This window comes from Bacteroides finegoldii DSM 17565 (assembly GCF_000156195.1).
Lineage (GTDB): Bacteria > Bacteroidota > Bacteroidia > Bacteroidales > Bacteroidaceae > Bacteroides > Bacteroides finegoldii.
The window spans coordinates 47,747-66,303 of record NZ_GG688320.1; the positions used below are offsets into that span (position 1 = coordinate 47,747).

Annotated in this window: 17 protein-coding genes and 1 tRNA gene; 2 read left to right on the forward strand and 16 right to left on the reverse strand. The window is 43.5% G+C overall.

Going from position 1 to position 18,557, the window contains the following annotated elements; translation table 11 throughout:
* Positions 1-12: 12 nt before the first annotated feature.
* The 10 genes from BACFIN_RS22940 to BACFIN_RS14090 all read right to left on the reverse strand — a co-directional run bounded on the left by BACFIN_RS22940 (position 13) and on the right by BACFIN_RS14090 (position 5,372).
* Positions 13-378, reverse strand: coding sequence for a hypothetical protein (locus BACFIN_RS22940; RefSeq protein WP_182425343.1), 366 nt, complete (start codon positions 376-378; stop codon positions 13-15).
* A gap of 3 nt (positions 379-381) precedes the next feature.
* On the reverse strand, positions 382-618 hold the full coding sequence (locus BACFIN_RS14125) for a hypothetical protein (protein WP_007750737.1): 237 nt from the start codon (positions 616-618) through the stop codon (positions 382-384).
* Positions 615-1,292, reverse strand: a complete 678-nt coding sequence (locus BACFIN_RS14120) for a hypothetical protein (RefSeq protein WP_007750739.1) — start codon at positions 1,290-1,292, stop codon at positions 615-617. Before BACFIN_RS14120 ends, BACFIN_RS14125 begins: the two co-directional genes overlap by 4 nt.
* A 2-nt stretch (positions 1,293-1,294) precedes the next feature.
* The gene (locus BACFIN_RS14115; RefSeq protein WP_007750741.1) at positions 1,295-1,693 is read right to left on the reverse strand and encodes a hypothetical protein; all 399 of its coding nucleotides are present in this window, start codon (positions 1,691-1,693) and stop codon (positions 1,295-1,297) included.
* Positions 1,690-2,559, reverse strand: a complete 870-nt coding sequence (locus BACFIN_RS14110; RefSeq protein WP_004325643.1) for an AAA family ATPase — start codon at positions 2,557-2,559, stop codon at positions 1,690-1,692. Before BACFIN_RS14110 ends, BACFIN_RS14115 begins: the two co-directional genes overlap by 4 nt.
* Positions 2,560-2,594: 35 nt before the next feature.
* On the reverse strand, positions 2,595-4,634 hold the full coding sequence (locus BACFIN_RS14105) for a hypothetical protein (protein WP_007750743.1): 2,040 nt from the start codon (positions 4,632-4,634) through the stop codon (positions 2,595-2,597).
* Between the two features lie 15 nt (positions 4,635-4,649).
* A complete protein-coding gene (locus BACFIN_RS14100; RefSeq protein ID WP_005932418.1) occupies positions 4,650-4,871 on the reverse strand; it encodes a hypothetical protein in 222 nt (73 codons plus the stop codon).
* Positions 4,861-5,061 (reverse strand): hypothetical protein, encoded by a 201-nt coding sequence (locus tag BACFIN_RS14095; protein ID WP_004327297.1) that lies wholly within the window; start codon positions 5,059-5,061, stop codon positions 4,861-4,863. The genes BACFIN_RS14100 and BACFIN_RS14095 overlap by 11 nt, the downstream gene beginning before the upstream one ends.
* A gap of 26 nt (positions 5,062-5,087) precedes the next feature.
* Positions 5,088-5,170 (reverse strand) — tRNA-OTHER (locus tag BACFIN_RS0219660).
* A gap of 10 nt (positions 5,171-5,180) precedes the next feature.
* Positions 5,181-5,372 (reverse strand): hypothetical protein, encoded by a 192-nt coding sequence (locus BACFIN_RS14090; RefSeq protein ID WP_007750749.1) that lies wholly within the window; start codon positions 5,370-5,372, stop codon positions 5,181-5,183.
* Positions 5,373-5,507: 135 nt separating this feature from the next.
* Here BACFIN_RS14090 and BACFIN_RS14085 point away from each other — a divergent pair, with 135 nt between their 5' ends.
* Positions 5,508-5,927 carry a helix-turn-helix domain-containing protein gene (locus BACFIN_RS14085; protein ID WP_007750751.1) on the forward strand — a complete coding sequence of 140 codons (420 nt, stop codon included), beginning with the start codon at positions 5,508-5,510 and terminating at the stop codon, positions 5,925-5,927.
* Positions 5,928-6,326: 399 nt separating this feature from the next.
* On the opposite strand, the gene BACFIN_RS23220 is transcribed toward BACFIN_RS14085, so the two are convergent.
* The 5 genes from BACFIN_RS23220 to BACFIN_RS14060 form a co-directional block, all read right to left on the reverse strand.
* On the reverse strand, positions 6,327-6,539 hold the full coding sequence (locus BACFIN_RS23220; RefSeq protein ID WP_004327294.1) for a hypothetical protein: 213 nt from the start codon (positions 6,537-6,539) through the stop codon (positions 6,327-6,329).
* A gap of 394 nt (positions 6,540-6,933) precedes the next feature.
* Positions 6,934-7,098, reverse strand: a complete 165-nt coding sequence (locus tag BACFIN_RS22580; protein ID WP_007750755.1) for a hypothetical protein — start codon at positions 7,096-7,098, stop codon at positions 6,934-6,936.
* 18 nt (positions 7,099-7,116) lie between these two features.
* A complete protein-coding gene (locus tag BACFIN_RS14070; RefSeq protein ID WP_004318652.1) occupies positions 7,117-10,275 on the reverse strand; it encodes a SusC/RagA family TonB-linked outer membrane protein in 3,159 nt (1,052 codons plus the stop codon).
* Between the two features lie 391 nt (positions 10,276-10,666).
* Complete coding sequence (locus tag BACFIN_RS14065) at positions 10,667-14,635, reverse strand: two-component regulator propeller domain-containing protein (protein ID WP_004318650.1); 3,969 nt, start codon at positions 14,633-14,635, stop codon at positions 10,667-10,669.
* Positions 14,636-14,707: 72 nt separating this feature from the next.
* Positions 14,708-16,756: a hypothetical protein gene (locus tag BACFIN_RS14060; protein WP_004318649.1), complete on the reverse strand. Its 2,049-nt coding sequence runs from the start codon at positions 16,754-16,756 to the stop codon at positions 14,708-14,710.
* Positions 16,757-16,986: 230 nt separating this feature from the next.
* On the opposite strand from BACFIN_RS14060, the gene BACFIN_RS14055 reads away from it, so the two are divergent.
* Entirely contained in the window at positions 16,987-17,229 is a 243-nt protein-coding gene (locus BACFIN_RS14055) for a transposase (protein ID WP_004318648.1), read from the forward strand.
* A gap of 156 nt (positions 17,230-17,385) precedes the next feature.
* On the opposite strand, the gene BACFIN_RS14050 is transcribed toward BACFIN_RS14055, so the two are convergent.
* Complete coding sequence (locus BACFIN_RS14050; RefSeq protein WP_004312658.1) at positions 17,386-18,513, reverse strand: AraC family transcriptional regulator; 1,128 nt, start codon at positions 18,511-18,513, stop codon at positions 17,386-17,388.
* Between the last annotated feature and the right edge of the window lie 44 nt (positions 18,514-18,557).

Here is an 18,557-nt window from a genome sequence, read left to right on the forward strand (position 1 = left end):
GGTTGTTCAACGTCACACCGGCACCGCAGCAGAAAGCGCATACCAGGCGGACGGCAAGACGCTGGCGGTTGCCCCAGCCCCCGGAAACGATGGCACGCTGTAGGCTGTCGGCAACGGCCGGATCCATCTCGAAGAACAGCACCGCCTTCTCCTGGCGCGGAAGAAGAACGACATGTCCGGAATACGGTCCATGCAGAGAAGGATACGCCGGGTGGCAGTAGAAACCCTGCCACCGTCCGTCATGCGGATATAGGACTTTACCAGGTGGTTCATCACTACCGTCATGTCGGAAAAATGATAGTCGGCAACTTTCCCGCGGAACAGTTCATGAAGCAGAACGGGCAGCTTCACAACGTAGTTGTAATACTCCTTTCTCATGGCTTACTTGCTTGAAGGTTTCCAGTCCACTGTTATAATCGCATCCAGCTCACCGCTACCGCCACACACCGGGCAGGACACATGCACGTCCTCGCGGCTGCCCTCTTCCGTTCCCCAGAACCAGCCATTACCCTTGCAGTAACCACACTTGTGACCGGTACTGACGAAGTTCTCACGGTTAGGCCCCTTACACATATAGGCGGGAGGACAAATCGCCAGCTGTTTCTTTATCCTGCTCATGCCTGGCCTCCTTTCTGTTTCGGTCCCGTCACATTCCAATAGTCATAGGCACCCTTCTCCCAGATTGTGTATTCACCAGTGGCCCCCTGATAACGTCCCTTACTGAAGGCGACGTAGCCCTCTACCCATATCTTCAGGTCGGCATCATACATCACGCTCGTGGCCGCATCACCTTTAGGATTCTTGCCGCGGGCATGGCTGATGAAAACAAACAGCTTGTCCGGAAACTCCTCCTTCAGCTGGATATAGTCACGATACGTCATCTGCGTGTATTGGAAACTGTCAATGATCACGATGTTGAAACTCTTATGACGCCGGAGCCTGATCTTCAAGGTGGGGATGTCCTCCTTGATGAACGCCAAATGGCGGCTTACCTCGGCCATACCAAAGCGCCGCAGGTTATTTTGGACAGTCAGAGAAGTTCCTTCCTCCAGGGAGTTGAACGCCACACGGTCATACTTGCAAAGTTCCTTACAGAGCTGCATCACGAAAGAGGTCTTGCCGTTACCGCTGTTGCCCCACACGAACCAGCAGCCCCGGACTTCCGGAGTGTCGAAGGCATCCTTCCATTTCCCCTCAAAAGGGAATACGTCATACTTCTTGTTCAGGATGTCCCTGACATTCAAGGCACGTCTCATGCCCGCTTTTTTATTATCCTTTTTCTCTTCTTCCATGGTCAGAACAGTTTTAGTTGTCGGATATTGTCTATTTGATCAAGCACGGCCTGCCGTGCGGCACCCCGCAGTTTCTCGTGGCAGAGCATCCTGCCGAGTGCCCACAGAAGGGCATTCTCACGGGTAGCAAACTGTCCCCATTTACGTCCCGGGTTGAAACCGCCGCCGAAACCGCCCACCTCCATGTGAACGCCAGCAACCCACCAGCCGTCCTGCTGTCCCACAAGGGCGTCCAGATAGTCGCGACCATTCCGGTAAACGGTCACCGTCTCGTATTCCCTCAAGACTGGGTAATCGCTCCAGGGAGCAGGAAGCTGCTCGCGACCGTCGATCTTTAAGTATTCAAATTTGTTTTCCATATCCTTAAAATTACGTTTGAACGGTATTTGAACGGGAGTCATTCCCCCACCATGCGTTTCACCTTGTGAATGGACTTCCTCACACGCCGCAAATCAAAGTCACATGTCGAAGCCTCCTTTATCACCTTATCGATGTCTTTCTTGTCAGTCACACCGTTGGCGGAACAGATCGCAAACACGTCGTTCACGTCCGTAGGCTCTAGCTCATAAAATTTCCGTCCGATACGGCTGTAGAACTCCTTGTAGCCAGGCTTCTGGTATCGCAGACCATTGCTGATGCGTTTGGCAATATAATCGGTACTCAAAAACACGACGCCGCATTTCTCCTCCAGTTTGTTGTACAGGCTGATGAAGTAGTGGAACACCGGTTCGGTCAGCTTGTCCGCCTCGTCGAACACCAGCAGGGGCGCGTCCATCTGGATGATATCATCCAAAATAAGTCCCCACACCTCACGGATATTATACCCTTCAGTCCGGATCCCGACCGTGCGGGCTATCTCGCGGACAAAGTCACCTTTCTTCATGTCCTCGGAGCAGAGAATATAGAAAACCTCCTTATGCTCATGAAGGTAAACACGGGCGGTGGTACTCTTGCCACAACCAGCCTCACCGGTCACCCATGTGACATTGCGCCAGCGCTGCGCATCGGAGAGCACAGCCGTGATCTCCTGGTAAGCGCCGGTCTCCACGATCTGCCAGCCGGTAGCGCTTACACCACCGACCTGCGAGGCGACATTACGGAACATCTCGTCACTGATATTCTCATAACGCCCGTTCAGGATATTGCTCACAGTACCCACACTGACTCCCTTCAGACTACCCGCGGCCTTCGTCTGGCTCGGATACTTCGCCACGTAAGCCCGGAGGCTCTCACTGATGGCGTTCTTCTCTTTCATTGTAATTTCCATAATCAATATTTTTTATCTTGTTATAAATCTGTTCCTTATAATTTCCCGACCACCTTGCGGATGCTCACTTCCTTCTTCTCAAAGCTGTCCCATGTCACGTTGCTGATGACTTTCATGTCACGGCCTATGGAAGGACGGGGCGGCTGGCTGTATTTTCTCGTGCGGCGGTCAATCTGGTGTTGCGCCTCCTTTCCGAGACCTTTCAGGTCAGGAGTACGCAAACCGTTCTGTTCCGGTGCGACACCATGCTCATACTCGATATCTTTGGCGACGACCTGACGGTTTATACGTTCATTGACGACGGCCTCCTGCTGGGTGCGGATGAAACGTTTTTCGGCTTCCGTCTGCTCCTGCTGGGCACGGTGGATCATCAGCGGGAACGAGGCCACACACTCGAAACGCATCGCACCGCCCTTGTCCTTGTAAAGCAACCGTACGCTGCTCATGTCATAGGGATCGTACTGGACATAGAACTTCTTGTAGGTATTACGCCGGCGCCATTCCAGGTCAGGCTCACCGGGAGCGGAGAAAACCTCGTAAGGGTATTTCTTTCCCTGTACCGTGATCTCGATACCGCTGGCGGTGAACAGCGACGGTTTATCGGTTGTGTACCAGAACATCTCCACCATATCAGGAACGCTGACCGGATCGGTGGCCTCGTTCACGCTGGTATTGTACATCTCAATACGGGGGATGCCAGTAGCCGGGTGCTTCATTGAGTTCCACTGCTCACGGGCGGCGGCATACTGTTCCTTCAGTTCCTCCAATGTGGGAAGGGAGTCGATGTTCGCGTTGATGAATTCCAAATTCGGACGGCTTGTATCTCTCTTTGCCGTAATATTCTGCCCGGTGAAACCGAAACGTTTCTTCAATACCTGGCTCTGGAAGCGGTAGAAAATGTTCTCAATCGTCTTAGATTCGCCATTATACGGAGCTGTCGGGCGGTGGATACGGCTGATCTTCGAGAAAAGACCCAGCGCCGCGTTCTTCTTATGACCGCCCTGGTTGTCGCACACGATCTCGTAGGGTTTGTACCGGCTCGTTTGGATAGCCATGCGGAAAGCATGATACTGGGCGATATAGTCCTCATTGTCGCTGATGTAATAACCGAGCAGAACTTCACTATAGGCATCCACCACCTCGTACACGCTTGTAGTACACTTGTTTCCGTTCTCGTCACGATAGTAGAGGTTCAGCTTCGTGCCGTCGCCATACCAAAGGCTGTCACGACGGCTCGGAAGGATGGTCCGGTGCTTGCGGTCATAACGCTGGTGTGCCTTCATTTCCCCATAAACGGCATCGTACCACAGAGGTTCGACACGCGGGCTGTTGAACCATTCGCGGAGGCTGCGGGGACTCTTCAGGGGCTTCCAGCCACGTTCCGGAGCGACACGGTTGTACTCCTCGAAGATCTCCATGTCAGTATAAACCGGAACGCGGCTGCGTTTCAATGCAACAAGGTAACGCCCGCCGTCCTCCTCGATCTTCAGCGTGTTGCTGTTGCCGTATTTACCGCTCACAAGCACACCGTAGTTGTCGGGACGGAACTTGTTTATCAGGGCTTTCAAACGCCCCACACTGCCCGGAAGGCTGTGCCCGTACACCGGACGCCATTCCTCACTCGTGACAAGCAGAAGTTCCCAAAGGTTACGGCGGAAACCGGTCAGCTTGTTATTGGATGAACTCAAGCGTTTGAACTCTTCCATCAGCGCGTTCAGTACCGAAGCATTCCAGGTGTATTCCTTCTTCACATCCACGGGAAGAGCGACTATCTCACCGTTCTTGTCGTAGCGGTACTCCTCAAAAAAGCGCTCGGCCTTCTCGTCTTTCTTCACTATGTTACGAATCATTTCCTGTCTCATTTGCTGTTCAGGTTCTCCTTTGAGAAGAACCCAACGTCGTTTATACTTTTCGGGAAGGGAGGAATAGGCATACAGAGCCGGATTATTTTCACCACCGCCACGGGAAACGACATCCAGTTTTTCTCGGGACAGCTGGCTATTCAAAGTGCCTTTGGGCATTATATCCAGCAACTCTTTGTAAGTTACACACAATATATTATCAAAGTATTCCATCTCCCAGCTTGATTATCAATCCTCTAAATCATTCAAAGGGACATGCTTCTTCAGCAGCCGCACGGAGATCCCGAAATTCAACACTACGAGAAGTTCCAGCAGCGGATTAATAAAAAAAATAGAGAGCAGGATCCCGAAACTCATACAGAAGTAAAGCACGCAAAAGCGCTGTTTTCGTTTCAGACGAGCAAACCAGTGTAGCTGGTCGCTGAACAATGTCATCAAATCATTTTTCATGGCTACTTGTATTTTGAGGATTACCACCTACTTTGGATCCACCGCGCTCAATGGCGAGCTTACGAATGGAACGGGCCAGTTTGCTGTTCTTACGGAAGGCAAGCGCATGACTCACCATCACGTTTGTACAGCCCATCAGTTCGGCAATTTTATTCACCTCACCGTATTCTACAACTATTCGTTCTTTCATACTATCTAATATTTAAATTATCGTAGTGGGCAGTCGCGGATTCGAACCGCGGACCATAACCTCTCCATTATAGGAGTTTAGTTTGTTCTACCAGCTGAACTAACTGCCCGAGAAAATTATTAAAGCTTCTTTATCGCATCCTCCGGAACACATATTACAGTCCAAACCTGACCATTTTTCATATAATCGATATTATATTCCCGCACGAACGTACAAATGTTATAATCCCAGTCACGAACTATACCATCAATGATCTCACCATTTCTCTTGGTGATTCTCACACTTTGTCCCTTTTTAAATTTTGCTTCCATTTTGCTTCTTTTCAAATTCTCATTGTTACCTCAAGCCTTTTTTGTAGCTTTGGGGCGTGTTTAAACTTTAATCACGTGGCAAATATAGTCTAAGTTTCTTAGACAGCAAAGTATTAATCCAAATAATTTAGATTTATGAGTATTTTTTCTAAGAATCTTAGATATTTAAGGGAAAGTAGGGGACTTAAATTAGATGAATTTGAGTTTCTGGGCATCAAAAAAGGTACAATGTCAAACTATGAACTGGGTAATACAGAACCTAAATTGAGTTTGTTATGTGAAATATCTAAGTTTTTTAGAATATCAATCGACGACTTTCTTTTAAAAGATATAGAAGCCGAAAAAATTACACCAGTAGTAACGGAAACAGCTCCTCCAGAAACAGCTAACAATAATTTTAGGGAGCTTCTGGATGTTTTAAGGGAAAAAGACTCCACCATTCGAGAAATGGCAGAGGAAATAGGGATGCTCAAACAGACAATTACACAACTTAAACAGGACAAGTCGGGGCGTGTTTCGGATGCAAGCGATTCTACGGTTGCCAATGCCATCTAAAACGTGTTTTATGGGGAAAGGGAGGTAAAAACAGTTAAATCACTATTTTACAGCAGAATATATAAAAATACAGGGGAGTAAATAAATATTATCTATATACAATTTACCCCCTACAATATTATAAAAACCGATGAATACCAAATAAAAAAAAGATATTTCCCCGTTTTATTAGAATAAAATAGGCACAAAAATGAATAACCAAATGAATAAGCAATCAAAACATTTCGTTTTTGTAATAGCTTAAATGAATAACCAAATGAATAAGCAAGTGAATAACCTTTCCACTTTTTAAGACGTTCAAAGCGTTCAAACGGATAAATACAGCTTTCCATCATAGTTTGACACTTATAAGGGCAAAAAAAGCCGCTTTTGCGGCTTTTAATTGCGTTCTAAGGCATTTTATCCCTTTCTGGTACATGTTATCAAGCGAGACTGAATAATCATTGCACGTTTCGTGTATTTGGCAATGTCATCAACCAGTCCAGCATGTAAAAGACTACTCTTAGTGATTCCGACCTGTTTCTCCGTCAGAGTTTCAAAAATGGCCGATATACTACCAAAGTAGATGTTCTTTTTCTCAAAAATCAAATGTACATGGATAACTTTACTCATGATATACGGTATTTATTTCACTGCAAATATACCAAATATCAGCTATATGGAATAATTTCAATGAATAAAAATAGGAGAGAAGCGAAGCGCTCCCCTACTCCACTTGCATAAATTACACCATTTGGTTATCTTTGTATATGGAAGTATGGCCTGGGCAAAGAATCGGAGTAAAATAATACCATACTGCCTGAATTCTCCCCTACCCCACTCCTAATGTAAAGAGATTCATTTGAACGGCGTTCAAACAAGGTTCAAATGTAAGCTCGATGTAAAGCGATGTAAACGCTTCGTTTTTCCACCCAGCTCACTCCTACCCCGTTCTAACGCTTTGAAAACCAAAGCAATCAGATATTTTCAGACCGACCGAACTTTGACACGCATCGTTTCTCCCCCCTTAATTCGCGTAGCAAGACAGTACCATTCCTTCAGCCTGATATTGTGTCCGGTAGATATCATCCACGGTAGCAGTACCTTGCGGAACCACATCAAGAAAATCACATGATGCCATCATTAAACAGCCGATTGCCGACAGGCATAACTTTGTATATATATTTTTCATAACTTATTCTGTTCTTAATTAATAATGAAACTGAATCCCGATCTTGGCCGTGCGCTGTAGCGGATATTTCAAACCATTCCCACTTCCCATTTCAGGATCCCAGGTACTGAACGGAGAGAATGTCAGCAAATTAGTACCTGCTGCATACACACGCAGCCACGGGAAGAAGGAATAGCCCAGTTCGGCATTCTTCAGGCGCAGGAAAGCTGCGTTACGTAGGTAATAAGTGCTGGTTTGCGCATTGTTCGTGATAAATTCGGGTGATAATCGGGGATAGGCGGCACCGGCTACATTATTGCTTTCCGACCAGTGGTCATCAACGATATACTGTGCAATGTTATATCCTTTATGGCCCGCTTCGCTGAACGGATGAATATCGCTCATCATTAAACTGACTTTGGCCACTCCCTGGAAAAACAGAGACAAATCCCACTTTTTATACTTCAACGTTCCTCCAAAACCATAGATAATCTCCGGAATTTCAGGATTGCCGATAATCGTCCTGTCATAACCATTCACCACGTTATCACCATTCAGATCTTTATATTTAATATCTCCCACCGTATAATTTCCGAACGACTGTTTGGGAGATCTGTCTATTTCCTCCTGAGAAGTAAACAATCCGTCAGACACATATCCCATAATACTGTTTATCGGGTGTCCGATTCTTGAAGAATAGGGTTCTACATTCACCGGTTCGTCTATCTCCGTAATCTCATTATGTGCATAGGTCAGACTACCGTTCAGGCGGAGCACCCAATCTTTGCCAATTACTTTGCTGTATGCTACACTCATATCCACACCCTTATTCTTTACCGAGCCAATGTTGGCATAAGGCAGCATACCTGTCACTCCCATTGTTGAAGGGACGGACGAACGTTGCATAAAAATTCCACTACGGTCTTCCTTGAAATAATCAATGGTTATATCCATAGATTCAAGAAGGGTCATATCGACACCTAAATTCAGCTTTTTCGATTTCTCCCATGTAGCGTTCGCATTACCATAAATATTTACAAGCGGCCCATTCACGCGGGTACCGCTACCAGTCCACCAATCCAAATTATTATTCATACTGACTTCTGTTACATAGGGAAAGCGAGTGGCAAGCGCATCATTTCCGGTCAATCCATAAGTAGCTCGGATTTTCAGAGTGGAAACTGTTTTTTTTAACGGTTGGAAAAACTTTTCATTAGAAATAGTCCATCCTAGGGCAATCGCAGGGAAGAATCCGAAACGATGCCCGCTTCTGAAATTCTCCGAGCCATTATAACCAAAGGTAGCCTCAAGCAGGTAACGCTGACCAAAACTGTAGGTCAGACGTCCGGCCATCCCTTGCTCACGGTAAGGAAGAAGATCTTTTTCAGCTCCGCCGTCCTTCACTTTCTTGGTTTCTTTCATGTGGTAAACAAGGGTAGCTCCCACATCATGTCCACCAAACTGGCGTGAGTAGTCCAGCGCTCCCTGTAAAGACCAGACACTCTCTGTCGGATCACGCCCGGAATTGCTCTTCAGATAAGGTTCTCCCGGCTCACCGATAGTCGAAGTCTTATAAAGGTAGTTTCCCTGATCATCCATCGTATAGTCATCAGATACTTTATAGTAGAAAGGTACAATCCAATGATCCAGCCAGTTAAAACTGTAATTATAGAAAGATGCCAGTCCGGTGAGTTTTAACCCTGGTGTGACAAACTTCAAGTCCTGTTCGAGATTGAAAGCGGTCGTCATATAGACATAATTTCGTTCCGTATAACCTTCACTCAATTTGGCGTAAGGATTCGGCTCTGATTTTCCCACATCCCACGGATCATTGCTACCGTAGCGGATGTATGTATCCCCTGGTTCAGCAGGAAGTGTAGCAGGAAAACGTACGGGATTCCCATGCATGGAATAGGCGAACAAATTCCGGGTACTTGTTTTGGGGGCATGGTGGTAGAACAACTGCGTATTCATATTTAGCCCCACTTTCGTCGTAGAGGTAACACGGGCTGTCACATTACTCTGAAACAGGTATTTCTTGTTGCGCATACCCACATCAAGCTTATCTTCCTTGGGTTGCCGGATGATACCATTTTCATAGAAGATTCCAGCATTCAGGAAGTAATCCACATTTTTGCTTCCGCCCTTGATGGAGATATTCAAATTCTGATTAACGGCGAAGTCTTTGAACAACATACTGTACCAGTCATTGTTTGGGAACAGGTAGGGATTTGCATTGGCACGTGTTTTATCTATCTTATCCCGGCTATAGAAAGGCTCATACTCTTGGTTATTGGCAATAGCCTGATTATAAACGGCTTCATTATACATATCCATGTAAGTCGGGCCATCTGCCATTTTCTGCACATAGGTAGGCATGGAGAAAGTATTATCAAAGCGGATATCTACAGACATTTTCTCGGAAAGCTGTCCTTGCTTGGTAGTAACGATGATAACTCCGTTAGCCCCCCGTGAGCCGTATAGGGACGTTGCCGTAGCATCTTTCAGCACAGAAAACGACGCGATAGATTCTGGAGGAATATTGTTCATCATCGTAGCGTTGATTTCCACACCGTCAAGTATGATCAGCGGTGAGGTATTCGAACCAAAAGTTGATATACCACGTATATAGAATTTCGCCTCATCAGAGCCTGGTTCACCCTGTGTTTGTACGGCGATGATACCTGGAACGTTCCCGGCAAATGAAGTACTAAGATTACTGGATGTCATCTTCAGGTCTTCCGGCTTCACTGCCTGCACAGCTCCCACGAGGGATTCTTTCTTTTGTTTGCCAAAACCGACCACGACCACTTCATCCAGCATCATACTCCTGTCCGGAGTCAAATTAACGGAAATGAACTTCTTATCTTTTACCACTACCGTTTTCTTCTGGTACCCAACATATGAAATGGTCAATGATGCGTTCTTTGCCAACTGTATAGTGAATATACCGTCCACATCTGTTATAACCCCGTTCTGCGTTCCACTTTCCAATACGGTAGCTCCAATAACAGGCTCTCCGTTTTCGTCTCCCACATATCCTTTCATTTCTGCTTTTACTTCTTTTTGCTGGCTCTCGTCGATCTTTCTATTATCTGCCGCCGTTACAACGGAAACGGGAAATAATGTGAAGGCTAACCATAACAGGATGCAACAGCTTTCGCTGGTAAGGCATCCTTGTTTTACTTTACAGTTCATATATCAATAGATTTTTTGATTAGTAGTGTAGATTTTTCTCTGAAATACAGGGAGGTGTGTCGTAATGCACGATGTACCCTCTTTTTTATTCATTACTATACAACTCTGTTCATTTTCTTTTCTATTATTCATTGTGTGTGCAATTTATTTTATAATTATTTCTTTGACTTTATATAAATTACAGTACAAATTCTCAAACTAAGAATCGTTTATATATACGATAGGAAAACAACTCTCTCTTCCGCCCGAAGGCTGGCTGGCAAAAAAAAGTAAATACCTTGTCATACATCAAATTTAGTTGTTAATATATTTGCAAAATTACCCGGAACAACTCGGATAAAATATCAGAAAATGACCTGATATTATAAAATTTAAAGCAAAATACATATTACTAGTGCGATATGAAATCTTTAGGCAGTACTCCGAACTGTTTTTTAAAACAGCTTGAAAAATAGGAGGGGGTACTGAACCCTACCATGTAAGAGACTTCCACCACTCCATAGGTTCCTTCTTTCAGTATGGAAGCTGCCTGCTTCAAACGGAAAAGGCGGAGATATTCGTTCGGACTCATATTTAGGATTCCTTTCAATTTCCGGTAAAAGTTGGAACGTCCCATATTCATTGCATCCGCTATATCATCAATTTGCAGGTCCGTATTATCAAGATGGCGTAATACATACTCATTTAACTTGCTAATAAACATCTCATCGGCCTTTGTCTGCGCCATTGCATCTGCTTTGATAAAAGGAAATTCAATAAAGTGACGGCGTAATCTTTCCCGATTACTCAACAGATTTGCTACATTGGCACGAAGATACTCCATAGAAAACGGCTTTTCAATATACGCATCCGCCCCTTCTTCAAGTCCTTCGATTCTTGATTCCAGATTAGTTTTAGCTGTCAATAATATTACAGGAATATGACTATAGTCCAGATTTTGTTTCAGATGCTTGCATAATTCAACCCCGTCCATCAGAGGCATCATAATGTCACTTATTATCAGATCCACAGATTTCTGTTCAAGAACGTCCAACGCCTCGACCCCATTTTCCGCAATCAGTACATGATACAATGAAGACAATTGCCTGAACACAAAAGCAAGCATATCCTTATTATCTTCTACAACCAATATGGAAGCAACCTCTCTTTTATCTTTATCAGAAACTTCACGATCTTCATCATCATACCCAGGTTTCTTATGTTGTTCTTCCGAATCATCCGGAAGTGTCTGGTGTAATATTGGAATGGAAAGAATGAAACGGTTACAATCTAGCTCCCGGTCCATCACCAGCATACCTTGATGCAACTCTGCCAAGTAACGAGCCATAGCTAATCCGATGCCTGTGCCCGAGACAATATCTTTCCCGTCCCGGTATTGGACAAAGGCTTTAAAAATATTTTCACGCATTTCGATAGGGACTATATTCCCATCATTACTCATAGAGATAGTGAACACCTCATTCTTCTCATCAACAGACAAATGGAGATAAACGTATGTCCGGGCATATTTCAATGCATTAGCAAACAGATTACTGAGAATTTTGGTCAAAGCCTCTTTGTCAACAGAAGCCAACAATTCTTCCTCTGGAACTTCTACTTCAAGTTTAATTCCCCTTTGCTTTGCCAAAGTGGTGAAATACTTATAAACAGAGTGGACGATAGTACCGATATTATATTCTTTCGGATTCAATTTAAAACCTTTATTTTCCGCTTTACGGAAATCAAGTAATTGGTTTATCAGGTTCAGTAACCTCTCCACGTTCTGATCCATAATTTCCAATTCCATCCTTACATTTTCGGAGAGTTCCCTATCAGCAAGTACATTCTCCAATGGGCACTTTATCAGTGTTAAAGGAGTACGGATTTCGTGTGCCACATTTGTAAAGAAATCTATCTTAGTGGTGTAGAGTTCCTGCTCCTTTTCCTGTTCGAACTTCTCCATCTCTTTACGCTGCTTTTCAATAGTACGCTTCCTTAAATAAAAGAAGAGGGCGAAAAATGTACCGAGTATCAATAGGATATAAATCAGGTATGCCCATACGGATAAATAAAACGGGGGCAATATCCTGATCCCCAATGTGCGTACATCTGGATTCCATACACCATCACTATTCGCACCTTTCACGCGTAACATGTATGTCCCATAAGGTAAATTGGAATACGTAATAGGGCCCTTACCCGCTGTATGCCATTCGGAATCATACCCTTCCAGTCTATATAGCAGTGTATTCATGCTCGGTGACTGATAACTTATCGCAGCTATCCTGAAGGAGAACGAATTCTGATTTGACTGAAGTTCGATATGGTTTGACAAAGTGATACTTTGTTTCAATGGAGAGCCTTTTTCTCCGACTACCACCTTTTTATTAAAGAGCATAAAATCGGTAATCAAAACAGAGGGTAAAAAATCATTATCAATAAAGGAGGAGGGGGCAAAGGAGATGAAACCGTTAATACAGCCAAAATAAATCCGTCCATTCTTATCCTTATAGCTGGACTGGTAATTAAACTGGTTACTCAGCAACCCATTAGCAACTGTATACACTTTAAAACTGGAATTCTTCGGGTTAAAATGCACCAGCCCTTTATTGGTTGAAACCCAGAACAATCCCTTTTCATCTTCTTCAATCCGATAAATGACGTTGCTTGGCAGACCGATACCGTCATAACGGACAAAGGTGTTGGCGGAAGGCACAAAGCGGCAGAAGCCACCTCCTTGTGTGGTAAACCATAGCTGATTTTGACTGTCTTCAAAAATACTCAGCACCTTATTGGATGGAAGGGTGGACGAGTCTGCTTCCTCATGTACGAAATGTTCCCAACCACCTGTACGGACATTCTTTTTATAGACGCCATCGGCATAAGTTGCCAGCCATAAATTCCCCTGCTTATCCTCCTTTATATAATAAACAAACGTCCACCCAAGTTCGGGGACGCGTTTAAAACGTTCCGTATCTGGGTTGTACCGAAACAATCCTATTGTTGTTCCAAGATACAGATCGCCCGCAGTTATCCGGCAGATAGAAAAGATATCACTTGCAATATTATCATAGTGCTTTACAGCGTATGTCCTCAAATCAATACGCTTCAATCCTTTTGCAAAATTCCCAACCCACAGATAATCTCCGTCCAAATACAATCCGTGAACATTATGATAAATATCCGGATGAATGAACGGTTCGATTTTTCCAGTACTAGGATAATAATGGAAAAGCCCCTTATCTTCTGTACCTATCCAGAGTGTGCCGTCATGGGCGGCACAAAACTCCCGCACCCTTTTTCCCATTTTGTTTGATTCTTTCTGGGGATAGACTTTATCAAAGTAGGTATATTGCCGGGGGTAATAATTCACACCCCCAAAATAAGTCCCTATCCACATTCCGCCTTCACGGTCTTTGAGAATCGAATAGATGGCATTGTCAGAGATTGAATAGGGATCACCGTTGACGTTCTGCAAGTGGATGATTTTTGCCGTGTGCAGATTATAGATATAAAGTCCCGATTCGGTTCCTATCCATAATTCGTCATCTGAATAAAATGCAAGTTCCCTGATATAAATATCACCTCCCAATTCATCCTTGGAAAGAAGGGTACGGATAGTCTTATTAGTTAGGTTCACTTCTTTCAGTCCGAATACAGTTCCCACATACATGCAATTATAGGGTCCGGGGAGCAATTTATAGATGTATTCATCTCTGAAAGACACTTTTGAATCTTCTGGAAAAATCGGAGTTAAAGTTTTAAGCTTGTCTTTTGAATAATACAGATTTCCATCACGTATGTCCAACCAGCAGACATCGTCCGAATCAAAATAGAGTTGGCCGGAAGTTTTAAGGTTCAGAGTACCGGACCCGTCCGACTGATAATTAACCAACTGGCTATCCTGGGGATTGTAATAGAAGATTCCCCGCGTCTGAGTTACAACCCAGATACCTCCTTTCTGGTCCCCAGTTATCAGATTGACCGTACAGTCTATATCTATGTTTGAATTACTTATCAGAGTAAAATGCCTGACCTTTTCCATTTGTGGGCAATAGACATATAGGCCTACGTCTGTCCCAATCCATATTTGCCCAAGATTGTCTTCATACAAAGAAGTGATGAAATTATTGCCCAAGGTTCCGGATTCTTTCATGAAAGTCCGAAAAGAGATACCATCATACCGGTCAAGACCATCCTTCGTCCCAAACCACATAAATCCTTGTTTATCCTGAAGGATGGCATGGACCGTATTCTGGGATAATCCATTATTGATATCAAGTGAACGGAATGCATATTGTCCTTCATTCAGAACGGCAAGGGAATAAAGAGGCATCAAAGAAAGAAGTATTAATATAACTAAAATACGTAGTCTCTGCATTGTCTTAATTGTTAGTTTCATTAATTAACATACAACAGGATATAAGAATATCCTGAAAAGTGGATATCAGAGCTATTTCAACAGTATATTCTCAGTACGTCCCGGTGTCAGCAATTCCCAAAGGGATGCTACCGTCCAACCGGGAGCAAACATGTCATTATAATATCCTTTTCCATTCCTTCCATAATCCCAGTTGGTGTGCTGGATCACTTCCGGATAATAACCAACTTTTATCACTCCACACATATGTCCTTTATAAGGAAGTAACTGGCACATGGAAGTAGAAATGACTTCAGCAAAATCAGAGAAACGAGGTTCATTATACTCTTTGGAAAGCCAACGGAGCACATCGGCAAATTCAAAAATAAATACATCAATATGATTATTCTCCACCGAGACATTTCCCCAGCCGCGAGTTTTCAGACCGATATCACCCAACATCTGCCCGGGAGCAAACGGAACGTCCCAGACGTAATACCAGGACAAGGCAAAATAAGCCGCTTTTCGTGTCAGAGAGGCATAGTGGTTATGTTCCGTACCATTTGTTATCAATGATAAATAGTAAGTTGCCGTAGCGGTATAGAGGGAAGCTTCCTTATCCTCACAGTTTGCATCCAGCGTAGAGGAGAAATAGTCAGCCTTTGATATAAGCTCTTTTTCCAGATATTCCGCAGTACGCCGGGCAGCGGACAGATAGCGTTTGTCCTTAAAATATTTATATCCCATAACCAGAGGTAATGTAGCGGATGGAGTACTTCCTCCACTTCCGTCAACAACTGTAAAGTCATCATGGAATTTACGTGGAAAACTTCCATCTGGATTTTGCAGTTGCAAGAACATATCGAGCATTTTCTTTAAGCGTTGTTCCCAATCAGGATGGTGACGTTTATACTTCTGTTCATAATTCAGATAATGAAACATGGCATAAATTCCTTCCGACTGACGACGTATGCTATGCACTGGGCGTTCTTCTTTCACATCACTATCATTTTCCAGATTTACCCATTCACGCAAATAACCGGTTTCCGTAAAGCCATTTTCTAAGTAACTATCAAATATCTTTTTACTGCTAGCTGCAAGGTCATCACGTCCATTCTCATTGCCAAACTCCCATGCATTGAAAGCGTTTAGAAGTACGCGACCGACAAAACCTATCTCTGCTACATTCATGTTGGCACAGGCTGCCACTTTCATTTCAGGGCTGGAGTAATAGGCAAGAGCTTTGTCCCCAACAAAACTTTCCACAAAATAATTGCTCAGCACTCCTTTTATCTCTTCTGGAGAAAAAGGTATTTTCACAGGTTGGGGACGGTATGTATCATAACAATATTCCCAAGTATGGCAAATAAAATCTGAGTAGTCTGTAGCCTGCCCCTCGATAAATTCCCAGGTCAGGAGTACTGTTTCTCCTTTTTTTAGATATTGGAAAGATGTAACCTCCGGAGCCAGCGTCAACTTACGAATATAGGTTTTAGGAGCTTCTCGGTAAGGAAATCCAAAAGATAGTGTTGATGTTCCGTCATGGCTCTCAAAGCCGGTGAACCCTAGGGACGTTTTGCCCGAGAGGATGATTTCGCCTGTTTGGTGGGTAGCAAGGGCATCCCATTGAAAATCGTCCTTGCGTGCCACAGTCATATAACGTCCATCTTTCTGATTGAAGATACCGGTAAGGGGTGAGCTCAGACGATCCTCACGTACCAGCCAACTCTCTGATATATGAAATGAAGGAGCACCTTTAGGAGAACGTAAATTGCGACTATACCAGAATCCTGGTAGATAAAACATACAGTCATTATGTCGGAAGCCTGTTTTCAACTGTTGTTGATAATTAAAGTACACGTCTTCCAATGCCGTAATACTTACTACCATTACACATTTAACATTGTCACGTTCTATTCTCTCTGTAATGATTAATGGTATTTTTTCTTCAGACTCTAACAGATAGATTCCCTTATCATCAACGGCTCCTTGAAAAGCAAGGGAATAGTTTCGTGATTGATTACCGGGAACCTTCAAGGAGACTTGTGCAGATATTCTTTTATATATATCATTAACAGTCCTAGCATCAATAGTAATAGTACAGATCATCAGGCAACAAAGCATACATCTTAATTTTGTCATATAAATCAGATAATTTAGTTTATTAATATTCTTTTAATTTGCGTTCCAAAATTAGGATATTACGTATACAAAGAATGTGATTTTTTGAGCAATTATTATAAGATTTCAGTAGAATTCATAAGAAACAGCCCATTAAGTATTTATTTTTTAATCCTCTATTAAGATCCCATTACAATATACACTTATATTTTTATTGGGATATTTAATACTACAAATGTAAATGTGTCAGAATGCGGGCACAACCTCAGGTCCCTAGCCTTTGTATTGACGAGACTTCTTTAAGCTGCGGAGAATTATATACTGTTGTCACTAATCGTGCGGGACGTGGTGGCAGAGGTACACTTGTGACCATGATACGTGGCACGAAGTCTGAAGACGTCATAAAGGTGCTTGAAATGATTCATGTCTCCAAGCGCAAGACAGCCAAAGAGGTCACTTTAGATCTTTTGCCGACCATGATGCGGATCGTCTGAACGGCTTTTCCCAATGCCACTATGACAGGTTATCGGTTTCATGTACCTTAATTCCGCAATACTATTGTAAATTAAATCTTTTAAGTAGAGGTTGTGTCAAAACGCTGACACACCTCTTTTAAATGCTATTTAATGCGAAATTACAAAAATACGCATTTAGATGGAGGCAAACTGTTTGCGCCATTGGCTAGGTGACATGCCCGTTTTTTGTTTGAATATACGATAAATCCATGTGTGGGATGAGAAACCGCACTCTGTGGAAATAGCGTCAATGCTATATTCGGGGTTGGCTTTCATCATGCGAACAGCCTCATTAAAACGAATGTCGCTAAGCCAGGTTCTAAAATTGGTGTATTCTGACTGATTGAAGTATTCTGTCAGTTCGTTTTTCTTGTATCCCAACTTGGTAGCTAGCGAATAGATGTTAACTTCATAGTCCTTATAAAATCCCTCTTCACACCATTTCTTGAGGGCTAATTCTATTTCCATCTTTCTATTAGCTGTCAAGATATTTGTGCCATGAGTGTTCTTGCCGTCTTTCATGTCTTCTGCTTCCGTGACTTTTGCTTCTGCGTCATTTTCCTCAGGAATGACTTCTTTGGGTGTGATGTAATAGCCCATAGCAATGAAAGTGTGGACGAAAAAGATGACAGAGAGTAATATCAAGGGACCTATTATATATAATAAGGTATTGAAGAGGATTGCTACAGGAAGGAGTCCAGCAGCAAAGTATAGCAAAATGATGCTGGCTTGCGAATAGCGCACGTATGGAATCAAGTCGATTCCGAAATTCTCCATGAGCTTCTGCTTTCGGGCTTTTGTTTCTTTGCGAATGATAAGAATAAAATATGCCATGCTAGCCACAAAAAGACCGAGCATCACATAGAGCATATTGCCAATGTGTAAACTTTGACTTTTGAACATGCCAATGACGAAAACTATGGCGATGAGTATGTATGCCATCATACCACGTAAACAATACCGTCGCACTTTGTTGCCTGTGCTCTCTATGTTGATTATGGAGAGAGTGATGGCAAATGCCACTGGAGTATAGAACAATATGTTGAATGCTGCGCCCACATCGGTACCTTGTGCACGGAGTCCATGAATCATCTGTAAGAGGTAGTGGACGGAGAAGAATAGCATGGATGCAACGAGAATCCATCTTGATATTTCGTAGCGCCACACCTTCCATCTCACCTGCAAACTTGCCATGGCTAATTGCAATGCTAGCATGGCTGTAATGACGCAACATACAAGTTGTAATATGAATAACGATTTCATAGTATTGTTATTACCTTAATTCCGCAACACTATAAATTTTAACT